Below are 22,988 nucleotides of genomic sequence, written 5' to 3'. Positions count from 1 at the left end.
CCATGCACAGTAGCCGGGGCCAGCGCTATCAATGGCTTGACTGACCGGGCCAAGCCGATTGCTGATTTTACGAAATCACTTTGACTCGTCGGGCAAAACAGGGGTATGGTGACATGCTGCCGCCGGTGTTTTTTTGGCCTGCCCAGCAAGACGCCGCCGCGACGAGCGGCCTTGCAAACCCGATGAACCAGCGAAAGCACACTCAACCCCGGTCGACGGAAATTACGATCTGGTCAGGGGGCCGGGAGCGGAAGTGGCGCCGCTCCTCATCGTGGCTCTTTCAGGCGCCATTCGCCGTCCTGCCGCTCGATTGATCCGGAGACTTGCGTTCGGGCGCGCTCAGCGATGACGCAAGAAGTTTGACGCGGCGGTTTCCTTCCCAGCCAGCAAATTCATAAAGCCATTGGCCATCGTCGGGAGTGCGATAGTGCCACTCCTTGAAAGAAGGACTGCGCATGGTGGGAACGATGTCTATTCCGTCGTCAGGTCCAGCAGGACCTACAGACGAAGCGACGGATACGAGCCAGCGCCTGTCCGGCGAATAGTGTGGGGGCGCAACGATTTCCATGTCGTCACCCGCGTCGGCCCTTACCAGGAGCCAACTCACACCCTTCCAATAATCGACCTCCATCAAAATGAGGTCGTGTTCGGGAAAATATCCCGTCAACTGGTACTTGATGCAGCCGTCGGCGTGGTCGGACTGACACTTCGCTTCCTCGTTGAGATAGATTCTCGTCTTCCCGTTCCTGAAGTTCAACTGGAGACCCGCGCCGACGCGCCGGGCCAGCTCACCAACCTGATCGAGACAAGCCTTCTCCGACCGATCAATATCGCCGACGCCGTTGTCGCCAATGCAACGGCCGTCCTGCGACGGATGATCAGAAAGGGAAAAGGGAGCCGCAACAACGGCTGTCGCGTCAAACAATAGAGATGCAGCGGCTACAGCAATTGCAAGCCGGATCGCGGAAACCGTCACTGTGGTGCCTTCAACACTCAAAGCTCGTAGGAATGGGTAAAGCGAAGCGAAACCCATCGCACTCCTCGCAATGCAGTAACGATCGGAACGATGGGCGTCGCTTCGACCTATCCATCCTAAACGTGCTTCGACTCGTGCTTCATGTGTCCCGATGTTCGAGGAATTCCTTCACCGGCCCGACGAAGGGGTGCACGAACTGGCCGAGCATGCCGCCGGGGATCGGCTTCACCGTACCGTAGTTGACCGGCCAGCGGTCTTTGGGCAGGTGCCAGGTTCCGCCCAGCATATCGAACAGCGGCGTGTGTGCCGCGTAGTTCTTGTCGATGGCCTCGGCGTCCGACGCGTGGTGCCAGTGATGGAATTGCGGCGTGACGATCAGGTAACGCAGCCAGCCGACATCCATCTTGATGTTTGAATGGATCAGCACCGACTGCACGGAGATGAAAATGAGATAGGCGAAGATCGTGTCCTGCGGGAAGCCGAGCAGGACGATCGGCACCAGCACCAGGGCGCGCGTTGCCAATGGCTCGAAGAAATGGAGGCGCGATCCCGATAGCCAATCCATGTGTTCGGGCGAATGATGGACCGCATGGATTCGCCACAACCACGGCACCTCGTGATAGGCGCGGTGGGAGACGTATTCGACGGCATCGGCCGCCAGGATCATCAGCACGAAACGGACGATTGCCGGCAGGGCCACGACATGCGCCTGCAGCCACGGGCTGATCGCCCAGGCGAAATAGTCATGGGCAAAATGTGTCGAGACCACCAGGAAGATGCCGATCAGCAGGTGGTTGACGCCGAAATAGGCGAGATCGAGCCTCCAGCCGGGGCTGAGCGGCCCTTGCTCCGGCCGCACCCGTGGGAAGACCCACTCGAGCAGCACGAATGCTGCGCCGGTGAAGAATAGATCGAGCACCAGCCAGTCGAGGCCGAGATAGAAGCGCGGCTGGAGAAAATCCGGTGTCGGCACGTAGGGCCCGCCAAGCAGCGTGGCGAGGAACAGCGCGCTGAGGCCGACCGCAGCGAGCATCCGCGGGCCGCCAAGCACGATCCCGAGGACGCCGAGCCAGGCACAGACAACCATGGCGATCGCGAGGGTGAGGCGGAGCAGCTCGACGTCGTAATGGACGCGCAGCTCAGGCGTCGTGAGGAAGGCGGGGTAGCGCAGGCATAGCACCGCAGCGACACTGAGCAGGCCGATCGCGGCGCAGAGAGAACTACCGATGCGTCCCTCGCCGATGCGCGGCCTCGAGCTTTCCTGAGCCATCAACGGTCTCCCAACAGAGCTTCTCGCGTCAGCATAGTCGCGCGAGAGTTCACTCAAGTTCAACGTCCAGGATAAATGGATGGCCGATAAGAGTTAAAATTGCCGGAAGTCAAAGTCCGATGTGGGGTCACAAGCAGACGAAACAGGATCGGTCGTCCGGGTCCGCCTGGAGCCAAGAGCTGACGCTCGGCGGGTAGCGCAAGTCAGTTATGGGCCGATAGGCGATGTGCTGACCTGCGGTCGGTTGCGTTGAACTGATCCATTCAATTCGAGCTCGTAGGATGGGTAGAGCGAAGCGAAACCCATCGCGCTCCTTGCAATGCCGCAACGATCGGAATGATGGGTTTCGCTTCGCTCTACCCATCCTTGTATTAGCGCGCTGGGTTAGACTGGCCCCGTTCCGTGAGGAATGGCCCAGCTCGGGCGGCCACCCGAGCTGGGCCGCCGATCGATCGGATCGATACCCATCGAAGCCTTGAGGGCTGTCGTCGTAGCAGGATCGCGGTCGGCACTTCATCGGGACCCGCATGGTTGAACGAACTTTAGGTTCGCATCACAAGGGAGGGTCGAGGAAGATGGCCAAGCGTACCACAATCTGTGCCGGGATCGATACCGGCAAACGGAAGCTCGACGTGGCTCTCGACGGCGGCTCGGAGCAGCTGCAGGTGGAGAACACGACGGAAGGTCATAAGACGCTGTCGGAATGGCTTAGACAACACAAGGTCAAGCGGGTTGGGATTGAGGCGAGCGGCGGCTATGAGCAGCCGATCGTCGCCGAGCTGCGGCGCAAGCGGTTTGTCGTCGTGGTGTTCCAGCCGGCGCAGGTGCGTGCCTATGCCAAATACCGCGGGCAGCGCGCCAAGAACGACCGCATCGATGCCGCCCTGATCGCCGCTTGCACCGCTGCGGCCGAAAAGATCCATCCTGCACCCGATCCGAGATTATCGCCATTTGCCGAGCATCTGACGCTGATCGATCAGATCGGAGAGGATATCGCGCGTCTCAAGAACCGGCTCGAGAGTTGCCGTGATGCACGGATCCAAAGGCTCTGGAAGGAAGAGATCGCCAGCCTGGCCAAACGCCAACGCGTCGAGTTCAAGGCTCTGGTGGCAGCGATCCGCGAGCATTGCGATCTCGCGGCCCGGCTCGATCTGATCTACAGCGTCGGCGGCAGCGGGCTGCCGACTGCGGTCGCCGTCCTGGTACGGATGCCCGAGATCGGCCAGCTCACTCGCGAGCAAGCCGCCGCCCTTGCGGGCCTTGCGCCTTATGACGACGACAGCGGCGCACACATCGGCGCTCGTCACATCGATGGTGGACGCAAACGCTTGCGCCACGCGCTCTATGCTGCGGCGCTGGCGGCGTCTTTCCGCTGGAATCCGCAGCTCATGGACCTTTACCAACGATTGATCGCCGCCGGCAAAGGCCACAAGCGTGCGCTGATCGCCTGCGCCAGGAAGTTGCTCGTGTTCATCAACGCCGTGGTGGCCCGAGGCACTCCTTGGCAAGCTGATGCGCTGCCCGCGGCTCCTGCGGCCTGACGCGTTTCTTTGTTCGATCGGGGCGCCGTTTCTTCGTCCCGACCTGCCATCCCAAGGACGCCGCGCACAGCGGCCGTCAGGGATGGCCGTCGCTCAAATGTCACCCCATCCTCCGCTCACGACAGGCCACGCCTTGACGGCTGCGAGCACGGCGTCAGTCTCAACGGCGATCGGGCGATCTAATGGTTGCTACACGTGCTGATCACTCCGCGAGCAAAGCGCAGACACTTATCCTGCCGCTCTCTGAATGTCAGCCGCGCTTCCCGCCGATCGAGACAAACGCCATGAGGCAGGGTTCGGGCAATGGGTTGCGCCAGCGATGGCGGGTTCCGTTTTGCACGATGCAATCGCCCTGGCGCAGATGGATCTTCTGCCCGTCGTCCAGCTCCAGCGTCATCTCGCCGCGAACCACGACGCCGTAGTCGATCGTGTCCGACGTGTGCATCCCCGGAGCGCCGCGCTCGAAATGGTCTCCCATGCCGGGGACCTTGTCCGACATTTCTTTCAGTCCACTCTCGAACGTCACTCCGGCGGGCGGCTTCCAGCCTTCGGGGCGCTTCGGCGGATATGAGATCAACCGGAACATCGTCCCCGCAGGACCCGGAAAGGCCTTCGTTCCCTTCAACATCGGATCCGGCTCCAGGCCGGTGAGGCCCGGCACGCCCTCGGTCATATACAATTCGTAGAAGGTCAGCCCCGGATTGGCATCGATCTCCACTACCTTTGACGTCACGTCGAAAGACTTGAACACCGACTTGCCGGCTTCATCCCGGCCGGTCAAAGCGCGCTTCGGTGGCGGCAAATCACTCGAATCCTTTGCTTGAGCGGGGTGCGAGATCTCACCCAACGCACTACCGGCGGCCAGGGCGGTGAGCGCCTGGAGCAGGTGTCTGCGATCGCTGCCTTCCGATCGTTCGGACAAAGGCTCCGCGTTGTCCACACGCGGCGGCGCACTATCCGGAGATTTGTGCTTGCGCCGCTGCCACAGGCGCCAAGGGAAGCCGCTCATCACCATTCTCCTTGGTTGCGCCATCGCGCGCCGGTCCAGTGGCGCTCGCGACGACAACGATAGGGGCGAACATGCAGACAACAGGAAACCATCGGAAAAAGCAGGGTGAAAGCCATCAGAGCAACGGCACGCGACATCGCGCACGCCTGCCCGGGCCACAACCTGCCTTTCCGTCATTCAATCTAGGAGCGTCGATTTCACAACGCTATTCAGCTTTGGTCGAGGATGGATGGGCGCGGTCACAAGCCGACCTGCGACCTTTCGATCCCATGATGAGCTTGAGCGCCGTATCACATCACACCAGCCCTTGTGCCGCCATGAAACGCGTCAGCGTGCCGGTCTGCCGGGAGTCCACGACGGCGCCGATATAGCCGTCCGGACGCACCAGCACCCAATCTCCTGACGACACGCTGTACGCACCGAGGAAGTGTCCGTTGTCGTCGACGAGCTCGCTACCCGGACCAATGCAGTGGATGTGCAGTCCGGTGCGCGCCGGCATGGCGCCGCGTTCGGCCTGATAGCCGAGCAGCGTCCAATGAAGACCCTTGAGCAGCTCGAACAGGCGCATGGGCTGTCCGGCGGCACCGCGGAGCGGCGCATCCGGTGCCCGGTCACCCGCGAGGACGCCCACGACCCGCCCGGAATTTTCCAGCGCCAGCGGCGAGCCGGGATAACCGATATCGAGCTGCTGGACTTCGCGGCCGCGCCTGATATCGCCGCGTTTGGCGGCTTCCAGCAATCCGGCGGCAAGGCCGAGCACGCTCGCAGCGACCGGGCGGCGTTCGCTCTCGTAGCTGTCGAGCAAGCCAGCGGACGCGCCGCCGATCACCGCCGCGAGCTTCCAGCCCAGATTGTAGGCATCCTGCACGCTGGTATTGAGGCCTTGTCCACCCGTCGGCGGATGAATGTGCGCGGCATCTCCGACCAGAAACACGCGGCCGTCCCGGTAACGATCGGCGAGGCGCGCGTTCATCTGATAGGCCGATGCCCAGTGCACGGCCTGAACGCTGATGTCGCTGCGCCCGGTGCGATCCGCGATCATCGCCGAAAGCGCTTCGGCGGACAGATCGACCTCACCTTCGAGCGCGACCGGCGCCTGCAACTGAAAAAACTCCGTTCCCGCGAGCGGGCACAGCGCGAGCTGGCGGTCCATCGCGCCATCGTTGAAGCGGTGCCACGCCGCGCGGTCGAGCCCCGTCAGGACAAGGTCAGCCACCACCGCACGCACACCGAGCGTCTTGCCTGGAAAGCCGATATCGAGCGCGTGACGCACGAAGCTGCGGCCGCCATCGGCACCGACGAGGTAACGCACGCGCATCGTCTCCTCGCCGGCCGCGCCGGAAAGACGCGCCGTCACGCCGTCCCGATCGTGCTCGAAGCCGACCAGCTCGCAGCCGAATTCCACGCGATGGCCGAACTCGCGCAGACGCTCGCGCATGATGTTCTCGGTCAGGAATTGCGGGATCATCAGCGCCATATGGTAGGGCTCGGCCGGTGTCGGAGCGATGTGCTCGGCGATCTCCGACGCCGTGAAGCTGCCATCGGCGCGATAGACGCGCTGCGGCGGGTAGAGGCCGCCGGCCGCGACGATGCGGTCGATGATGCCGAGATCCTCGAAAATCTCCTGGGTGCGCGGCTGGATGCCCTTGCCGCGTGAGCCGTGGAACGGATGGTCCATCTTCTCGATCAGCCGAAAGGACACGCCGCGCCGCGCGAGGTCGATGGCGAGCGTGAGGCCGGCCGCACCGGCGCCGCAGATCAGGACATCCGCCGTGAATTGGTTTGTCATGATTTGGTTTGTCATCGGATCCTCAATATGTGTATTATGCACACATAAGGCAGAGGACGGCGGGATGTCAAGACGTGTGCAAAATACACATATTAAAAAACAGGTGCGATCGCTTCACGAAGCGTTGATCGACATCGTCAGCGTACTCAACCGCCGGCAGGGCGACGAGATGATGATCCGCGAGGCCGGCATCACGCTCGATCGCGCGCTGTTTCCGTTACTGGTCGGCATCGAGCGGCGTGGCCCGATCGGCGTCGTCGACCTCGCCGACCGCATGGGCCGGGACTACACGACGGTCAGCCGGCAGGTCGCGAAACTGGAAAGCCTGGGCCTGGTCAAGCGCCACGCCAGCGAAGCGGACCGCCGCGTCAGCGAAGCCACCATCACGCCCGATGGCAAGACCATGACGGATGCGGTCGACCGGGCGCGCGAACGGATCGTCAGCAGCATGTTTGCAAGTTGGGACGATCACGATATCGAAGACCTGGTACGCCTGATGCGCAAGCTCGCAGATGCGATGACCGCGCAAGGCGAGCCGACCTGAGATCGATCACGGAACCGCTGCCTGATGAGCAAAAACAATAAGATCGACCAACGCGTCGGGCTCCTGGTCCGGAGCCTGCAAAGCCGCTCCCGATAGCGGCAAGCCTATTGCATATGACCGCTCGTCAGATTGTATCAAGCAAGACCAAGAAGGAATCCCATGAGCCAGCCGCGGCGCGTTCTCTCGGCCCAAGTCGCCCACGAGACCAACACGTTCTCGATCGTTCCGACGACGCTCGAGGACTATCGCAAGCGGCTATTTCTGCGTGACGGCGAGATCGCCGCGGCGCTGGCCGCGACCCGGATGGAGATCGCCGCGCATCTGGCCGCAGCCAAAAATTACGGCTGGACCCTGGTGCAGCCGGTCGCCGCCGCGGCCACCCCCTCCGGGAAGGTGACGGCCGCGTGCTGGGCCGAATTGCAGCGCCTGGTTTACGCGGCCTGCGAAACGGGGCCGTTCGACGGCGTCATCCTCGCCTTGCACGGCGCGATGGTGACCGAGACCGACGACGACGCCGAAGGGGCGCTGCTCGAAGGATTGCGTAAGCATCTCGGCGACACGATCCCGATTGCGGTGACGCTCGATCTGCATGCCAACGTCACCGAACGCATGGGTCGGCTGGCCAGCATCATGCTCCCCTACCGCACCTATCCGCACATCGACCAGTATGAGACGGCGTTCCGCGCCGCCGAACTGCTGCAGTCGGCGATGGACGGCACGATCCGCCCGAGGGTATTCCGCATGCAGGGAGCCCTGCTCGACGGATGCAATCACGGACGGACCCAGGGCGGCGTGATGAGCGACCTGCTGGCGCGCGCTGCGGACATGCAGGCGCAAACGCCCGGCCTTTTGTCCGTCGATGTCTGCGCGGGCTTCAGCCGCTCGGACATTGCCGAGGTCGGACCCAGCGTTCAGGTCACCTACGATGCCTCGCACAACGCCGCCGAAGCAGCCGCACGGCAGGCCGCGGCCGCGCTCCAGGACGAGATGGTCCGCCGGCGCGCCGAAGTCACCGTCACGCCGCTCGACTTGCCGACCGCGACAAAGCTTGCCGCCGCAGCCGTAGCCGATGTCGAGGATCCCCGTCCCCTCGTGATCGCCGACTTCAGCGACAACCCGGGTTCGGGCGCCTATGGCGATGGTGTACGCCTGCTGGAGGCGCTGTTGCAGGCCGAAATCCACGGCGTGCTCTTCGGCGTCCTCGGCGACCCCGAAGCCGCGGCGCGTTGCCATGAAGCGGGCCTTGGGGCCAGCCTGGAGGTCGTTGTCGGTGCCAAGCGCCATCTTGCCAGCTACGGACCTCCGCTCACGCTGACCGGGCGGGTGACTGGCCTGTCGGACGGCGCCTTCGTCTGCGAGGGGCCGATGAATGCCGGTCAGCCGATGACGCTCGGGCCCACCGCGTTGCTCGAGGTCAACGGCATCTCCATCGCGATTTCGACCAACACGCTGCAGACATACGATCAGGAGATGTTCCGAATTCTCGGAGCAGAACCGGCTCAATTCCGGATCGTCGCAGTCAAGTCCGCGCACCACTTCCGGGCTGCCTTCGGGCCGATGGCCAAGGATGTGATCCTCGCCGATAGCGGCGGCCTTGCCACCAACGATCACACCAGGCTGTCCTACCGGAAAGTCCGCCGTCCCATCTGGCCGCTCGACGAAATCCCCGCAAGTTGAACGGCCCGCACGCATACAGCCCACGTACATCCGGCGAACCAATCGTCGAGCGGACAATCAGTGACGGGCTTTGAGCAGATGATGACGGGGCTCGCGCGAACAATTGTGAAGAGGAGTCATTCCGCACTGGATGGATCGAAGAAGATCCGGACACGGCCAATCTCCGCGACTTCGCGATAGCGGCTCAGCTCTTCCTTGAGCTCGGGATCGGAATTGGCCCAGGCCAGCCAGTCGAACGGGACCGCGCTCAGCAGAAGGCTGTCGACGAGAATCACGTTAGGCCGGCCGCTGCGCACATCCGCCAGCAACTGCCGCCGCTCGAAATTGATGATGTTGTCCAGCTTGGCCTGCTCGCCCTCGGCCAGTTTCGCGCTGTTCTGGCGCACCATCGCGCCGGCCGCCAGCAATTGCACGCAGGTATTGCCCGTCCAAGTCCCGTTGATCTGACGGACGAGCGGATGCCCGAGCGCGACGTGATCGCCGATCGTGATCAGCCGCGGGTGCTTTGCCAGCGCCAGGATGCGTCCCTCCAGTGGCGGAAACGCGTTGACCGGTAGCGACAGGCAGAACGCGATGAAGGCCACGGCCGCAAAGCCGCCGAGCATGACCGGCACCCGCAACGTCCTGGCGCGGGCATGCAGCATCGGTGCAGCGACCGCGAACATGCAAAGCGCAAGCGCGGTGTACGTCCAGCCCTTGCCTTGAAGAACGAAACTCACGGCGCCGCCGACCGCTGCGGCCAGCCACGGGGTGGCGTGCCCTCCCATTTTCAGCTCTTGCGGAGCCACCAGGCGCAGAAACGCAACCGAGGCCATCAGCACGACAAGCGGGAAAGGAAGCAGGCCGGCGAGATCCATCCGCAATGGCACATAGACGGCCGTGACCATCGGGGCATAGGTGAAGAGATAGTCCGGAAAGACGGCGGCGAGAACCGCTCCGTAGCCGATGACGACGGCAGCGGCCGCCCAGACCTCGGAGGTGAACAACGGCCTGAGAGAGCGCTGGCGGAAGGCGGCAAGGATGATCGGAAGGCCGACGACGAGCGCAAGCTGGGGCTTGATGCTCATGGCGAGCCCCGCCCCCAATCCAGCCAGGATCGCAACGCGCCCGGGCGGAAGGCCGCGCCAGCGGATCGCGGTGATGGCAATGAACGGAGTCATGGCCACGACGGCGATGTGCTCGCGCTGTCCGAACACGGCAGCAGGAAGAATGGCAAACAGGAAGGCGAGCACGCTCGTCGACATGCGTCGCTCGCGCGCGCCGAGCCCCGCCACCGCAGCGGCGCGATCGATCACGAGGAGCGCGCCTGATATCTCGAGCATCACCAGGATGATCACGATGATCTCGGGCGAAAGACCGGTGACGCGCGCAAGCATCGTTGCCGGCATGTACAGATAGACCGACAGCGGCGGATTCAGCTCGAAGACATCGACGCCGAGCTTGCCGCCGTCCAGAACCTTTTCGCCTTCCGTGAGCAGGCAACCCAGATCCGCGTTGAGGACGACGGGAATCTGAACGAGCAAGGCCGTCAGGAGGATCGCGGCCACGATCATCCAGCGCTGGCTCATGCTGACAGTGTTTCCCGGCAGGTCCACGGCGCAATCGCCTCTTGCGAGGCCCGGCAAAGGCCCTCTCTCCAGGCGCCACTCTCAATCGGGAGTCGTTACTATTGCGCTACAATGATCTGAAACGATCCCGTCATCGATCGAAACAACACCATTAACCATACCGCTTCCTGCCCTGGAGGCCGAGGCGGCGGTCCGGACTGCCCACGGCCTGGCGGGCGCCCCAAGACCTGACGCCTACCCCATCACCCCGCCGCGCTTGATCAGCTCCTTGCCGACGGCGGCCAGGTGCACCTGGTCCGGCCCGTCGCCGATGCGGATGAAGCGGGCGTAGACATAGGCGCGCGCGAGGAACGTATCCTGCGAGACGCCGGCGGCGCCGTGGATCTGGATGGCGCGGTCAATGACGCGGGCGGCCATGCTCGGCACCACGATCTTGGCCGCCGCGATCAGGTCGCGCGCGGCCTTGTTGCCCTCGCGGTCCATCTTGTCAGCGGCTTGCAGCGTCAGCAGACGCGCCTGCGCGATCTCGCAGAACGAATGCGCGATGTCTTCGCGCACCGAGCCCTGCTCGGCCAGCGGCTTGCCAAAGGCGACACGAGAGACCGAGCGCTGGCACATCAATTCCAGCGCGCGCTGGGCGCAGCCGATCAGCCGCATGCAATGGTGGATGCGGCCGGGACCGAGCCTGCCTTGCGCGATCTCGAAACCGCGGCCTTCGCCCAGCAGCATGTTCTCGGCGGGCACGCGGACATTCTCGTAGACGATCTCGGGGTGGCCAACCGGCGCGTCGTCATAACCGTAGGTGAGCATGTCTCGGACGATGCGGACACCTGGCGTATTTCTCGGCACCAGGATCATGGATTGCTGGCGATGGCGGTCGGGATCGTCAGGGGCGGTCTTGCCCATCACGATCAGGATCTCGCAATCCTCGTTCATCGCGCCTGAGGTGAACCACTTTCGCCCGTTGATGACGTAGTCGTTCCCGTCGCGCCTGATCTGGCACTGAATATTGGTGGCATCGCTGGAGGCGACCTGCGGCTCGGTCATCGAGAAGCCGGAGCGAATGCGCCCCTCCAGCAGCGGCTTCAGCCAGCGCTCCTGTTGTGCCGGCGTGCCGTAGTTCGCCAGCACCTCCATGTTGCCGACATCGGGCGCCGAGCAGTTGAAGACCTCGGGCGCCCAGAGAATGCGTCCCATGATCTCCTTCACGGGTGCGTATTCGAGATTGGTCAGGCCGGGGCCATGTTCACCGGAGAGAAACAGGTTCCAGAGCCCCTGCTCGCGCGCCAGCCGCTTCAGGTCTTGCAGCACTTGCGGCGTCTTGTAACGCGAGGCCTCCGGCTTGACCTGTTCGTAATAGAGCTCCTCGACCGGCTCGACATGGGTGCGCATGAACTGGCGGACGCGCTCCTGCAGCTCCAGCGAACGGGCGGAGTGTCGAAAGTCCATTTTGATCCTCCGATTCGCCGAGCTCGCGTCGGTCTCGTAGGGTGGGCAAAGCGGAGCGTGCCCACGCATCTGTTTCAGTGATGGAGAGGTGGTGGGCACGGCGCAAGGGCGCCTTTGCCCACCCTACGATTCCGAGCGAGTGGAGAGAATCTACACGCCCGGGCCCCGCCCCTCACGTCCCCCGCAGCAGCTCGCTCGCAACGACCCAGTCGTTGCCGTCGAACTGGAGCATGTAGCCGTCCTTGATCGGGCGGAAATCCTGCGGCGTGGTGTTAAGGGTGATGCCGGGCATCAGCAGCGACAGCGGCACGCTCTTCAGGTTGGACGCCTGCGCCATGATGTTTTCGCGCGTGAGATTGTCCTTGCACTGCTTGAGCAGCACCACCAGCGCCTCGGCGACGGTGTAGCCGTAGAGCCCGGCGACGTTGTTGATGTCGGCGTTGGGCAGGCGCTTCTTCATGAACTCGATATAGGCCGTCATCGCCGGATCGTCCTTGGGCGCCTCGACGAACGGCTTGAGCGAGCCGAGCGACAGCACGCCCTTGCCGGCCTCGAGCCCGGCCGGCACCATCACGGTCGCTTTGTTGGCGCAGCCGCTGGCGAGGAAGCGCGTCGGCTGCCAGCCGGCTTCATGGGCTTTGCGGATCGCCTGTGCGCAGGCGCGCGGCGTCACCGAATAGATCATGAACACGTCGGCCTTGGTGTTGGCGAGCGTCAGCACCTGGGAATCGACGGTGGGGTCGGTGACCTCGAAGCTCGAGGCCAGCGCGATCGCCTTGTCGGCATCGGCGCCAAGCGCTTCCTTGACGCCGCGCAGATATTCCTTGCCGGCGTCGTCGTTCTGGTAGAGCACCGCGAAGCGCGCATTCGGATTCTTGGCGCGGGCATAGGCGACGTCGATCGCGGCTTCGCTGGTGTAGTTCGGCGCCCAGGGCAGCGCCATCGACCACGGCATGTTGGCGGGATCGTTCCACTTCGAGGCCGAGCTGATCAGAAACAGCTGCGGCACCTTGTTGCTGTTGAGGTATTTTGCGATCGCCGAACTCGGCGCGGTGCCCATGGTCGCGAAGATGAAGGCGACGCCGTCGCCCTCGACCAGACGGCGCGCGGCCTCCATGGTCTTCGGCGGCGAGAAGGCATCGTCGAGCGACAACAGGTTGAGCTTGCGGCCGTTGACGCCGCCCTTCTCGTTGACCTCGTCGAAATAGGCGGAGATCACGCGGCCGGTGATGCCGAGCGGCGAAGCGGGGCCGCTATAGGGCATGGTGTTGCCGATCTTGATCTCGGTGTCGCTGACACCGGGACCGTAGGATTTCTGCGCGGAGACTGATGTGGACAGGCAGGCGGCAGCCAACGCTGCGGCGAGGGCCAAAGCGGCTTTCATGGTTTCTCCCCGGTGATCATCGTCCGCACGAGGCGTGCGCGCGGCGTGCCGACTTTTTGCCAGCGCGTCAGATCAGCGGAGTTCCGCCGGATGGTCTTGCGTCGAGTTGCTGGTAGCTAACCGCGCCGCTTCAGGGCGAAGCCGAGGCTGATCCAGCCCGTGCCTGCCATGATCAGGTCGATGCCGAGGAACAGGCCGAGAATGTAGACGCTGTTCACCGGCCAGCGCGCCACGATCAGCAAGCCGAGCAGCAGCGTGATCGCGCCCGACAGCGCCACCCACACCCACGGGCTTTCGCGCTTCATGCTGAAGGCGAGGAACAGCCGGACCGCGCCCGAGGCGATCAGCGATGCGCCCAGGAACAGCGTCAGCAGCACTGCCGCGAACAACGGGTTCTCGAAGGTCAGGAAGCCCGCGACGACATAGAGCACGCCGAGCAAGGCCCAGATCAGGAACTTGCCCCAGTTCTTCATCTGGAATGCGCCGATGATCTCGGCCGCGCCCGCGACGATCATCATGGCGCCGACCACGATCACGCTCGCCACCGTCGCCATCATCACGCTGCCGAGCGCGACGAAGCCGGCGATGAGGTAGACGACACCGAGCGCGACGATCCAGCCCCATTTGGCATGCAGCGCCGCGATGCCCGAGCCGAGACTGGAAGGATGGGAAATATCCGAGGCACTTGTCATGACGCCACTCCTGCATGCGAAGCCCGGAGGCACAATTCAGGATAGCACGCGCCGGACCGGGGCGACAGCCAGCAGAGCAGCGCTGGCCGGCAACAACCTTGACACAAATCAAGGTCGAATACGGCGCAATGCGTCAGGCGCGCGCCGCAGCCTTTCGCACGTCGAGCACCGCCTGCGCCCATTCGGCGGGACGTTCCTGCGGCAGATTGTGGCCCGCGCCCGCGAACACGCGACGCTCGAAGACACCCTCGAACTTGCGCGCGTGGTGCGCGGTGCCGGGATTGACGCCGTCGCTGTCGCCGTCGATCGCGATCGTGGGAACGCGGACCGGCGGTTGCGCGGCAAGTTTTGCCTCGATGCCGGCATAGGCGGGATCGCCTTCGACCAGCGCGTAGCGGTGGCGATAGGAGTGGATCACCACGTCGACGAAGTCAGGATTGTCGAACGACACGGCGCTTGTCTCGAACGTCGCGTCGTCGAATTTCCATGTCGGCGACCACATCGCCCAGAGCTGACGCGCAAAGCCGGCCCGGTTGCGTTCCAGCGCGCGGCGGCCACGCTCGTTGTGGAAGAGATATTGATACCAGAGCGCGGCTTCCTCCGGCGGCGAGGCCGGCTCCATCGCGCGCGCGATGTTCTGGATGTTGTAGGAGTTGCCGGTGACGAGGCCGATCACGCGCTCGGGATGCAGCACCGAGACGACGCAGGCTGCACGTCCGCCCCAATCGTAGCCGCCGACGACCGCACGTTCGATGTGAAGCGCGTCCATGAAGGCGAGCAGATCGGCGCCGAGTGCGGCCTGCTCGCCGGAGCGCAGCGTCTTCGCGGAGCGAAAACGCGTCGGTCCGTAACCGCGCAGCCACGGCACCAGCACCCGCGCGCCGGCCTCTGCGAGGATCGGCGCGGCTTCGGCATAAGCGTTCACGTCGTAGGGGAAGCCGTGGCCCAGGATGCAGGGCCAGCCATCCGGCGCGCCGTAGTCGCGATAGGCGATGTCGAGGATGTCCGTGGCGATGGTTTTTTGTTGCATGATTTGCTCACGGATGCGGAGGCGGTCGCCCGGATGGAGCGTAGCGTAATCCGGGCTACGAGGCCGCCGCTATTTCTGCGGCCCTGACAGCGATATCTCGCGCTCGGCGCGGAAGACGTTGCTGTAGAGGTTGGCGATCCACTGCCGGCCGATCTCGGTCTTGTTGAGATAGCCGATCTCGGTCTGGATGTGCGGTGCGACGCTGTTCCAGTAGAACTGTGGATAGCGATTCACGATGTCGGCGGGGGAATCATAGCCGAGCTGCCGGTTCATGCCGACCTCCTCGAACTCGTAATAGAGCGCGTTGGCCTTGCGCAGATAGTTGGGATCGCCGAGCTGTCCGATGAAGTCCGCGGCCCGCAGGATCGAGGCGTCGACGTCATACTCCTGGCCTTGCCGGGCCGGAAAACGCGTTCCCTCGATGGCGCGGGCGATGCGTTCGGGATCGAGACCTGGAATATGCTTCAGCCGCCGCGAGACATAGAGCTTCGAACGGTCGACGTGATACATCATCAAGCTGGCGTCCGACGCACCGCGCGGCAGCGAGACCTTGGTGTCGGCGGCGTCGATCACGAAGCCGTCGATGTCGTCTTCCTCGAACAGGCCGCGGACATAGCCGATATCGTGGGCGAGGCAGGCAATCAGAACGTGGACGTAATCCTCGGCCGTCAGATGGGTATGCAGATTCCGGCCACTGAGGATGGAATGGCCCGCCAGCGTCACCAGCATCGTATGCTCGATGTTATGGTAAAGGGCGTCGCTGTTGCCGATGCATTCCATCGCGGTGCGGGTGGCGCTCTCGACCATGCTTGCAGCGGTCTCGCCGTACCGACGCCGCATGAACGTACCCAGCAGCTTCTCCAGGGATTCAGCCGCAAGTCTCGGCAACGTCATCATGGATGCAGCCCCGCTTGTCGGTGATGTCCCACGTCAGCTCCCGAAGTCTCATTCTTGTCCTCGACGCAAACGCCAGCATAGCCCATCTTGGGTCGAGTGGCCAAACCCCCGGGAACCCGATTCCGGAAATATGTTACCGTTGTGCTCTGCGACATCACGGTTGCGGCCGGGGCGCGACACATCCTGGGGCGCACGGGCGGAAACAGCACTTTTATTCCACCAGCACCACGTCTACGGCGACGCCGAGCTTCTGCTTCGGCGAACCGACGATGATGCCGTCGACCGGCGAGACGTCGGAGAAGTCGCGCGCCACCGCGAGCACGATATGGTCGTTGGCGACGAGCAGATCGTTGGTGGGATCGAAATCGACCCAGCCGAGCTCCTCCCCGCACCACAACGACACCCAGGCATGGGTGGCGTCGGCGCCTTGCAAGCGCGGCTGGCCGGCGGGCGGAATAGTGCGGAGATAGCCGCTGACATAGGCCGCTGGCAGACCTAGCCCGCGCAGCCCTGCGATCATGACATGGGCAAAGTCCTGACAGACGCCATGGCGCTTGTCGAAGACCTCGTTGAGCGGCGTCGAGATCACCGTCGCCTTCGGATCGTAGCGGAATTCGGTGCGGATGCGATGCATGAGATCGACGGCGCCCGCGAGGATGCCGGCGCCGGGCGCAAAGCTCTCGGCTGCATAGGCGCTCACCGGACGCAGCACCGGGACCAGCGGGCTCGCAAAGACATAACCGACCGGCGAGGACGGCCCGAGGCTCGTTGCCTCGAACGCGATATCGCGGATGCTCTCCCAGGCGGGGCTCCCGGCGTCGCGCGCCGGCGGCTTCCGCTCGACGGAGACACGCGAGCGTGAATCGATGCGCAGATTGCGATGCGCTGCCTCGATCACGACGCTCTCGGTCAGCGTGCCGAAGAAATCGCGGCGGACGTTGCGCTCGGACGGACGCGGACGGATCTCGACCTTGTGCGAGATCAGTTCCTGGCCATTGCCATCCTTCGGCTCCAGCCGCAGCGTGCAGCGCGCGAAGCTGACAGGGCTCTCGTATTCGTAGGTGGTGACGTGCCTTATGTCGTAGATCACGCCAGCCCCGTCAACTTTTCCGGCCGGCTGGCATTGGGGCCGTGCGGGAAGTAGTGCAGGCTGACCGCTTCGGCGAGGCTGAGCAGATCCTGCTCCAGCGAAAACAGCGTCTTGACCTCCAGCTTCTCGGCCTCCGCGGTGGCGAGCATCGACTGCACCGCCACCGCAAGACGCTGCGGCTGCTCGATCAGGCCATGCTCCTTCAGGCTGGGCAAGGCCGCGATGTGCTCGTTCAGCGTCGTCACCTGGAACGCCACCGAGCGCGGATTGTAGGGATCGAGCACGGCGAGATCGCGCACCGGCGCCAGGATCGGCGCCAGCAGATAGCGCGAACGATAGGTGATCTGGGAATCCACCAGCGTGAGCAGGATGTCGAGGTCCTCGTCGCCGGCCTCGTCATAGGCGAACTGACGCGCGAAACGCGCGGTGTTGATGGCGCGCTCGGTGCGGCGGCCGATGTCGAGGAAGCGCCAGCCGGCGGCCCGGTTCATGTTCTCCTGCGCCAGACCGGCAAAGCTCGCAAGCTCCTGCAAGGTGAGCTCGGCCGCGCTCACCACGCTGTCGTCGCCTTCGACTTCCCAGGCCAGCCGATCGGCCATCTCGGTAATCACTTGCCAGGCATCGGGCGACAGCCGCTCCCGCAAGGAGGTCGCCGTGCGCTGCGCCGCGCGCACCAGCGACAGGGCCGAACCGAAACGCTCCGGGCTCTGCAAGGCTTCGGCGACGATGCGCGCGGGAGCCGCACGCGAGGCTTGCGAGATCGCGCCCCACGTCACCAGCAGCCGCTGGATCCGCTCCGACGATTGCAGCGAGGCCGCGGTGCCCTTGTTGGGCCCGCTCGGCGAGCCCAATGCGCGCACCAGCCGCAGCGTCGCTTCGGCGCGTTCGAGATAGCGGCCGAGCCAGAACAGATTGTCGGCGGCGCGGCTCGGCAACACACCGGCGATGCGGCGAATGCGGACCTTGTCGGTCGTCGGCAACAATGTCGCGGACGCGACCTTCTTCTCCGAGACCACCCAGACGTCGGCGGCACGCGCGCCATCGCCCATCGACACTGCGCGCGCATCCGTCTTCTCGGCGATCCGGCAGAAGCCGCCGGGCATGATGGCCCAGCCGTCCGGCGTCGCGGCTGCGAACACGCGCAGCACGAAGGGACGCGGCGTCAGTTGCCCCTGCTCCCACACCGGCATGGTCGAGAGCCGCACCACCTCCTGGCCGACATAGTCCATGCCGCGCGCGGCGATGGAATCGATCAGGCGCTGACGCCCGCTTGCGTCGAGCTCACTCGCGAGCACCGGGCCGCTCGAGTCGAAGCCGGGAACGCCGCGCCGGTAGGCACCTTCGATCGCGACCTCGTCGAGCCGCGACAGCACCTCGTCGCGTGCCGATTTCTGACCGCACCACCAGGTCGCGATGTGCGGCATCTTCAGCTCTTCGCCGAGCAGGCGACGGCTGAGCGCCGGCAGGAAGCCGAGCAGCGCCCGCGCCTCCAACACGCCGGAGCCCGGCATGTTGGCGACGACGACGCCGTCCTTGCGCAGCACGTCGATCAGGCCCGGCACGCCCAGCCGCGATGAGGCATCGAGCTCGAGCGGATCGAGCGAATTGGAATCGACCCGCCGCAACAACACGTCGAGCCGCTTCAGCCCGGCGACGGTGCGAATGTGGATGCGGTTGTCGCTGACGGCGAGATCGTCGCCCTCGACCAAGAGGAAGCCGAGATAGCGCGCCAGCGTCGCGTGCTCGAAATAGGTCTCGCTGAAGCTGCCGGGGGAAAGCACGCCGATCCGCGGCTCGTCACGATCGGCGCGCGCGCGCAATGAGTCGCGGAACGCCTCGAAGAACGGCGCGACGCGCGGCACGTTCATGGACTTGTAGAGATCGGAAAAGGCGCGCGAGAGCACCAGGCGGTTCTCCAGCGCATAGCCCGCGCCCGAGGGCGCCTGCGTGCGGTCGCCGAGCACCCACCAGCGGCCGTCAGGCCCGCGGCCGACGTCGGCGGCATAAAGCGAGAGGTAGCGTCCGCCCGGCGGCTCGACGCCGCAGACCGGACGGAGATATTCGGGGCTGCCCGCGATCGCCGCGGCCGGAAGCGCGCCCTCGGCGACGAGCTTGCCTTCGCCATAGATGTCGCGCAGCACGAGCTCGAGCAGCTCGGCGCGCTGGGTGATGCCGGCGGACAGCTGCTTCCAGTCGGCCTCGTCGATCAGCAGCGGCAGATGGCTGATCGACCATGGCCGGTCGGCGCTGTCGCCGGGCGCACGGTAGGTGACGCCGGCCTCGCGCAGATGGCGGTCGGCCATGCCGAAGCGCCGCTCGACCTCGTCGGGAGCAAGCGCGCCGAAGGCGTCGAAGAACCGGCTCCAGACCGCACGGGGGGCGCCGTCAGCCCCCAGGAATTCGTCGGGAATGCCGGGCAACCGGCGATAGTCGCGGACCCATTGCGCGAGGCGGCGCTGGCCCTCACGCTGTGCTGGCGCCTTACCCGCCTTGTCGTCCTGTTCGGCTGCGCCCTCGCCCATGCGCCTCTCCCTGCCCCGCCATCATACTCATTGCAGGAGCGGGGTCCGCAAGTCGAGGGTCAGCGGAAACTCATTTGTGCGTTCCTCGGGTGGCGGCTGCATTGGACCCGGGGTATGGCCGTGATCCTGGAAACGCGCCAGCCGCCGAGCCTCGGCCTCATAGGTGTTGACCGGCTTGGTCTCGTAGCTGCGGCCGCCGGGATGGGCGACGTGGTAGACGCAGCCGCCGAGCGAGCGGCCGTTCCAGGTGTCGATCAGATCGAAGGTCAGGGGCGCGTGGACCGGGATGGTCGGGTGCAGGCCGGAGGCCGGCTGCCAGGCCTTGAAGCGGACGGCGGCCACGGCTTCGCCCGAGCGGCCGGTCGAGGTCATCGGCAGGCGGCGGCCATTGCAAGTGACGATGTGCCGGCCCTCGACGAAGCCTTCGGCTTTCACCTGAAGCCGTTCGACCGAGCTGTCGACATAGCGCACCGTGCCGCCGGCCGAGCCCTCCTCGCCAAGCACATGCCAGGGCTCCAGCGCCTGCCGCAGCTCCAGCGTCACGCCGCCATGATGGATCCGGCCGAAGGCAGGGAAGCGGAATTCGAGCTGGGCCAGATACCATTCCGGATCGAACGCATAGCCCGCGCTCTTGAGCTCGGAGAGCACGTCCTGGAAATCGTCCCAGATGAAATGCGGCAGCATGTAGCGGTCGTGCAGCGCCGTGCCCCAGCGCACGAACTTGCCCTGTTGCGGCTCGCGCCAGAACTTTGCAATCAACGCGCGGATCAGGAGTTGCTGCGCCAGCGACATGCGCGGGTCGGGCGGCATTTCGAGCGCGCGGAATTCGACGAGACCGAGCCGCCCGGTGGTCCCGTCGGGTGAATAGAGCTTGTCGATACAGATTTCGGCGCGATGGGTATTGCCGGTGATGTCGACGAGCAGATGCCGGAACAGCCTGTCCACCAGCCATAGCGGCGCCTGGTAGCCCGGCGGCGGCACGTGCGAGAGCGCGATCTCGAGCTCGTAGATGCTGTCGTGGCGCGCTTCGTCGATGCGCGGCGCCTGGCTGGTCGGGCCGATGAACAGGCCGGAGAAGAAATAGGACAGCGAGGGATGCCGCTGCCAGTACAGCACGAGGCTCTTCAACAGATCGGGCCGGCGCAGGAACGGCGAGTCCTGCGGACTCGAGCCGCCGACAACGACGTGGTTGCCGCCACCCGTGCCGGTATGGCGGCCGTCGACCAGGAAGCGGTTGGCGCCGAGGCGTGTCTTGCCGGCATCCTCATAGAGCCCGACGGTGATGTCGACCGCCTCGCGCCAGCTCTTCGCCGGCTGGATGTTGACCTCGATGACACCAGGGTCGGGCGTCACCTTGATCGTCTCGATGCGCGGATCAAAGGGCGGTGGATAGCCCTCGACATGAACCTGAATCTGCATTTCCTCGGCGGTCGCTTCGAGCGCAGCGATCATCTCGAGATAATCCTCGATGCGCTCGACCGGTGGCATGAAGGCGCAGAGCACGCCGTCGCGGGCCTCGATCGACAGCGCAGTGCGCACCGGAACGGACGTGTTGAGATGCCCGGGCTCGAGCCGCGGCGGCGATTCAGGGCGCGCCGGGAGGGTGAACACCGGCAATTTGCCCCGCGCCTCCATCGGGTCCTGTTCGACGATGTAGGGGTATTGGTTGGGCGGGACGTAGCCGAGCGAGCCGAGCGGCAAGCGCAGGCCGAGAGGTGAATCGCCCGGCATCAAGAACAGATGGTTGCGCCGGAGAGCCCAGCGCTCGCTGCGCCAGCGCGGCGGCGCGTTCCAGCGCTGCACCGGCAGCACGAAGCCGCGCGGCGTGTTGAGCCCGTGATCGAACACCCGCGCCATGCGCGCGCGCTCTTCCGGATCGGATAATTTCGAGTCGGACGGGTCGACGTTGACGGGAAGCTCGGCTTCCTTCTGGAGCCAATAGGCCGTGTCCTCGTAAGCCGGGATGATGTAGCCGGGATCGAGCCCGAGCCGTGCCACCGTGCCCTCCATGAAGGCCTCGGCATCCCCAGTCTCGGCGCGCCGGGGATTTTCGATCTTGGCGATGAGATCGGCATTCTTCCAGATCGGCACGCCGTCCTTGCGCCAGTAGAGACCGAAGGCCCAGCGCGGCAGGCTTTCGCCGGGATACCATTTGCCCTGGCCGTAATGCAGCAGGCCGCCCGGTGCGAAGCGCGTGCGCAGGCGGCGGATCAGATCGTCGGCGAGTCCGCGTTTGGTGGGGCCGACAGCCTCCGTGTTCCATTCCGCCGCTTCGAGATCGTCGACCGAGACGAAGGTCGGCTCTCCGCCCATGGTGAGCCGCACGTCCTGTGCGGCGAGATCGCCGTCGACCTGCTCGCCGAGATCGTTGAGCCGCGTCCAGGAGTCATCGGAGAACGGTTTTGTGATGCGCGGCGCCTCGCGGATGCGCTTCACGCTCATGTCGAACTCGAATTCGACTTCGGCAAAGCCGGCGCCGCCGGAGATCGGCGCCGCCGAGCGGTAGTGCGGCGTGGCGGCAACCGGGATGTGGCCTTCGCCCGCGAGCATGCCGGAGGTCGCATCGAAGCCGATCCAGCCCGCGCCCGGCAGATAGACCTCGGCCCAGGCGTGCAGATCGGTGAAATCGCTCTCCACCTCCGGTGGTCCCTCGATCGGATCGATGTCGGGACGGATCTGGATGAGATAACCGGAGACGAAACGGGCCGCGAGACCGAGATGACGGAAGGTCTGAATCAGGAGCCAGGCGGAATCGCGGCACGATCCGGCGCCGGAAGACAGCGTCTCCTCCGGCGTCTGCACGCCGGGCTCCATGCGGATGATATAACGGACGTGCTTCTGAAGCTCACGATTGAGATCGACCAGGAAGTTGACGGTGTTCGGGGCTTCAGGCGGGATCGCGTCGAGAAATTTCGCGAACAGGCGATCGGGCTTGATGGTCTCGAGATACGGCGCGAGCTCGGTCTTCAAATCCTTCGAATACTCGAACGGAAAGCTGTCGGCGTAGGGCTCGACGAAGAAGTCGAACGGGTTGACCACGGTCATCTGCGCCGTGAAATCGACCTCGAATTTCAGCTCGGTCGTCTTCTCCGGAAAAACATAGCGCGCGAGCCAGTTCCCCTGCGGATCCTGCTGCCAGTTCACGAAATGATTGGCCGGAGTGACCTTGAGCGAATAGCTCAGGATCGGCGTGCGCGTGTGCGGCGCCGGCCGCAGCCGGATGGTCTGCGGTCCCAGATCGATCGGGCGGTCGTATTTATAGTGCGTGACGTGGTGTAATGCGACGTAGATCGACACGGGGTACGGTGCTCCAGCAGCTTTTTTGAGCAGAACACCTGATGTGACCTCGATCAAGCACTAACAACGGGCAGAGGGTGCCTACGGCACGGGCGAATGGCTAGTCCGCTCTCTCCCTCCTTCGACTTCCGTCCCACATGCGGCGCAGAATTTGGCGCGTGGCGTTCGCAACAGTTTGCCGCACGAGGAGCAAGGTGGTCCATACTGGCTCAGCCGGTGATGCCAGAGGGCATTGATATTCGTTTCCCGAAAG

At 64.7% G+C, this 22,988-nt stretch carries 16 protein-coding genes; 3 read left to right on the top strand and 13 right to left on the bottom strand.

Annotated features, from left to right (window positions below; genetic code table 11):
* Window positions 1-280: 280 nt before the first annotated feature.
* Both AB7532_RS11055 and AB7532_RS11050 read right to left on the bottom strand, forming a co-directional pair.
* Window positions 281-1,033, bottom strand: a complete 753-nt coding sequence (locus AB7532_RS11055; protein ID WP_441234820.1) for a hypothetical protein — start codon at window positions 1,031-1,033, stop codon at window positions 281-283.
* A gap of 82 nt (window positions 1,034-1,115) precedes the next feature.
* A complete protein-coding gene (locus tag AB7532_RS11050; protein WP_441234819.1) occupies window positions 1,116-2,246 on the bottom strand; it encodes a sterol desaturase family protein in 1,131 nt (376 codons plus the stop codon).
* A 575-nt stretch (window positions 2,247-2,821) separates the two neighbouring features.
* On the opposite strand from AB7532_RS11050, the gene AB7532_RS11045 reads away from it, so the two are divergent.
* On the top strand, window positions 2,822-3,787 hold the full coding sequence (locus AB7532_RS11045) for an IS110 family transposase (RefSeq protein WP_441233770.1): 966 nt from the start codon (window positions 2,822-2,824) through the stop codon (window positions 3,785-3,787).
* 250 nt (window positions 3,788-4,037) lie between these two features.
* Here AB7532_RS11045 and AB7532_RS11040 read toward each other — a convergent pair whose 3' ends face one another.
* Together AB7532_RS11040 and AB7532_RS11035 are read right to left on the bottom strand one after the other, a co-directional pair.
* Window positions 4,038-4,796 carry a cupin domain-containing protein gene (locus AB7532_RS11040; RefSeq protein WP_441234818.1) on the bottom strand — a complete coding sequence of 253 codons (759 nt, stop codon included), beginning with the start codon at window positions 4,794-4,796 and terminating at the stop codon, window positions 4,038-4,040.
* A 295-nt stretch (window positions 4,797-5,091) separates the two neighbouring features.
* A complete protein-coding gene (locus AB7532_RS11035) occupies window positions 5,092-6,585 on the bottom strand; it encodes an FAD-dependent oxidoreductase (protein WP_441234817.1) in 1,494 nt (497 codons plus the stop codon).
* 64 nt (window positions 6,586-6,649) lie between these two features.
* On the opposite strand from AB7532_RS11035, the gene AB7532_RS11030 reads away from it, so the two are divergent.
* Together AB7532_RS11030 and AB7532_RS11025 are read left to right on the top strand one after the other, a co-directional pair.
* Window positions 6,650-7,129, top strand: coding sequence for a MarR family winged helix-turn-helix transcriptional regulator (locus AB7532_RS11030; RefSeq protein ID WP_441239241.1), 480 nt, complete (start codon window positions 6,650-6,652; stop codon window positions 7,127-7,129).
* A 159-nt stretch (window positions 7,130-7,288) separates the two neighbouring features.
* Window positions 7,289-8,806, top strand: a complete 1,518-nt coding sequence (locus AB7532_RS11025) for a M81 family metallopeptidase (RefSeq protein ID WP_441234816.1) — start codon at window positions 7,289-7,291, stop codon at window positions 8,804-8,806.
* Window positions 8,807-8,922: 116 nt separating this feature from the next.
* Here the strand turns inward: AB7532_RS11025 and AB7532_RS11020 are convergent, their stop codons facing one another.
* From AB7532_RS11020 to AB7532_RS10980, 9 genes are all read right to left on the bottom strand, one after another.
* The gene (locus AB7532_RS11020; RefSeq protein WP_441234815.1) at window positions 8,923-10,374 is read right to left on the bottom strand and encodes a hypothetical protein; all 1,452 of its coding nucleotides are present in this window, start codon (window positions 10,372-10,374) and stop codon (window positions 8,923-8,925) included.
* Window positions 10,375-10,608: 234 nt separating this feature from the next.
* Window positions 10,609-11,823 (bottom strand): acyl-CoA dehydrogenase family protein, encoded by a 1,215-nt coding sequence (locus tag AB7532_RS11015; protein ID WP_441234814.1) that lies wholly within the window; start codon window positions 11,821-11,823, stop codon window positions 10,609-10,611.
* 172 nt (window positions 11,824-11,995) lie between these two features.
* Window positions 11,996-13,207, bottom strand: a complete 1,212-nt coding sequence (locus tag AB7532_RS11010; protein WP_441234813.1) for an ABC transporter substrate-binding protein — start codon at window positions 13,205-13,207, stop codon at window positions 11,996-11,998.
* 116 nt (window positions 13,208-13,323) lie between these two features.
* Complete coding sequence (locus AB7532_RS11005; RefSeq protein WP_441234812.1) at window positions 13,324-13,899, bottom strand: HdeD family acid-resistance protein; 576 nt, start codon at window positions 13,897-13,899, stop codon at window positions 13,324-13,326.
* A 133-nt stretch (window positions 13,900-14,032) separates the two neighbouring features.
* Window positions 14,033-14,929 (bottom strand): alpha/beta fold hydrolase, encoded by an 897-nt coding sequence (locus tag AB7532_RS11000; RefSeq protein ID WP_441234811.1) that lies wholly within the window; start codon window positions 14,927-14,929, stop codon window positions 14,033-14,035.
* Window positions 14,930-14,998: 69 nt separating this feature from the next.
* Window positions 14,999-15,826, bottom strand: coding sequence for a metal-dependent phosphohydrolase (locus AB7532_RS10995; protein ID WP_441234810.1), 828 nt, complete (start codon window positions 15,824-15,826; stop codon window positions 14,999-15,001).
* A 211-nt stretch (window positions 15,827-16,037) separates the two neighbouring features.
* On the bottom strand, window positions 16,038-16,916 hold the full coding sequence (locus AB7532_RS10990; RefSeq protein WP_441234809.1) for a transglutaminase family protein: 879 nt from the start codon (window positions 16,914-16,916) through the stop codon (window positions 16,038-16,040).
* Entirely contained in the window at window positions 16,913-19,438 is a 2,526-nt protein-coding gene (locus tag AB7532_RS10985; RefSeq protein WP_441234808.1) for a circularly permuted type 2 ATP-grasp protein, read from the bottom strand. The genes AB7532_RS10990 and AB7532_RS10985 overlap by 4 nt, the downstream gene beginning before the upstream one ends.
* A 27-nt stretch (window positions 19,439-19,465) precedes the next feature.
* Window positions 19,466-22,735 (bottom strand): DUF2126 domain-containing protein, encoded by a 3,270-nt coding sequence (locus AB7532_RS10980; RefSeq protein WP_441234807.1) that lies wholly within the window; start codon window positions 22,733-22,735, stop codon window positions 19,466-19,468.
* Between the last annotated feature and the right edge of the window lie 253 nt (window positions 22,736-22,988).

Source organism: Bradyrhizobium sp. 930_D9_N1_4 (genome assembly GCF_052076015.1).
Classification (GTDB): domain Bacteria; phylum Pseudomonadota; class Alphaproteobacteria; order Rhizobiales; family Xanthobacteraceae; genus Bradyrhizobium.
Note: the sequence above shows the minus strand (reverse complement) of the source record. Positions and strands in the feature narration are given on the sequence as shown.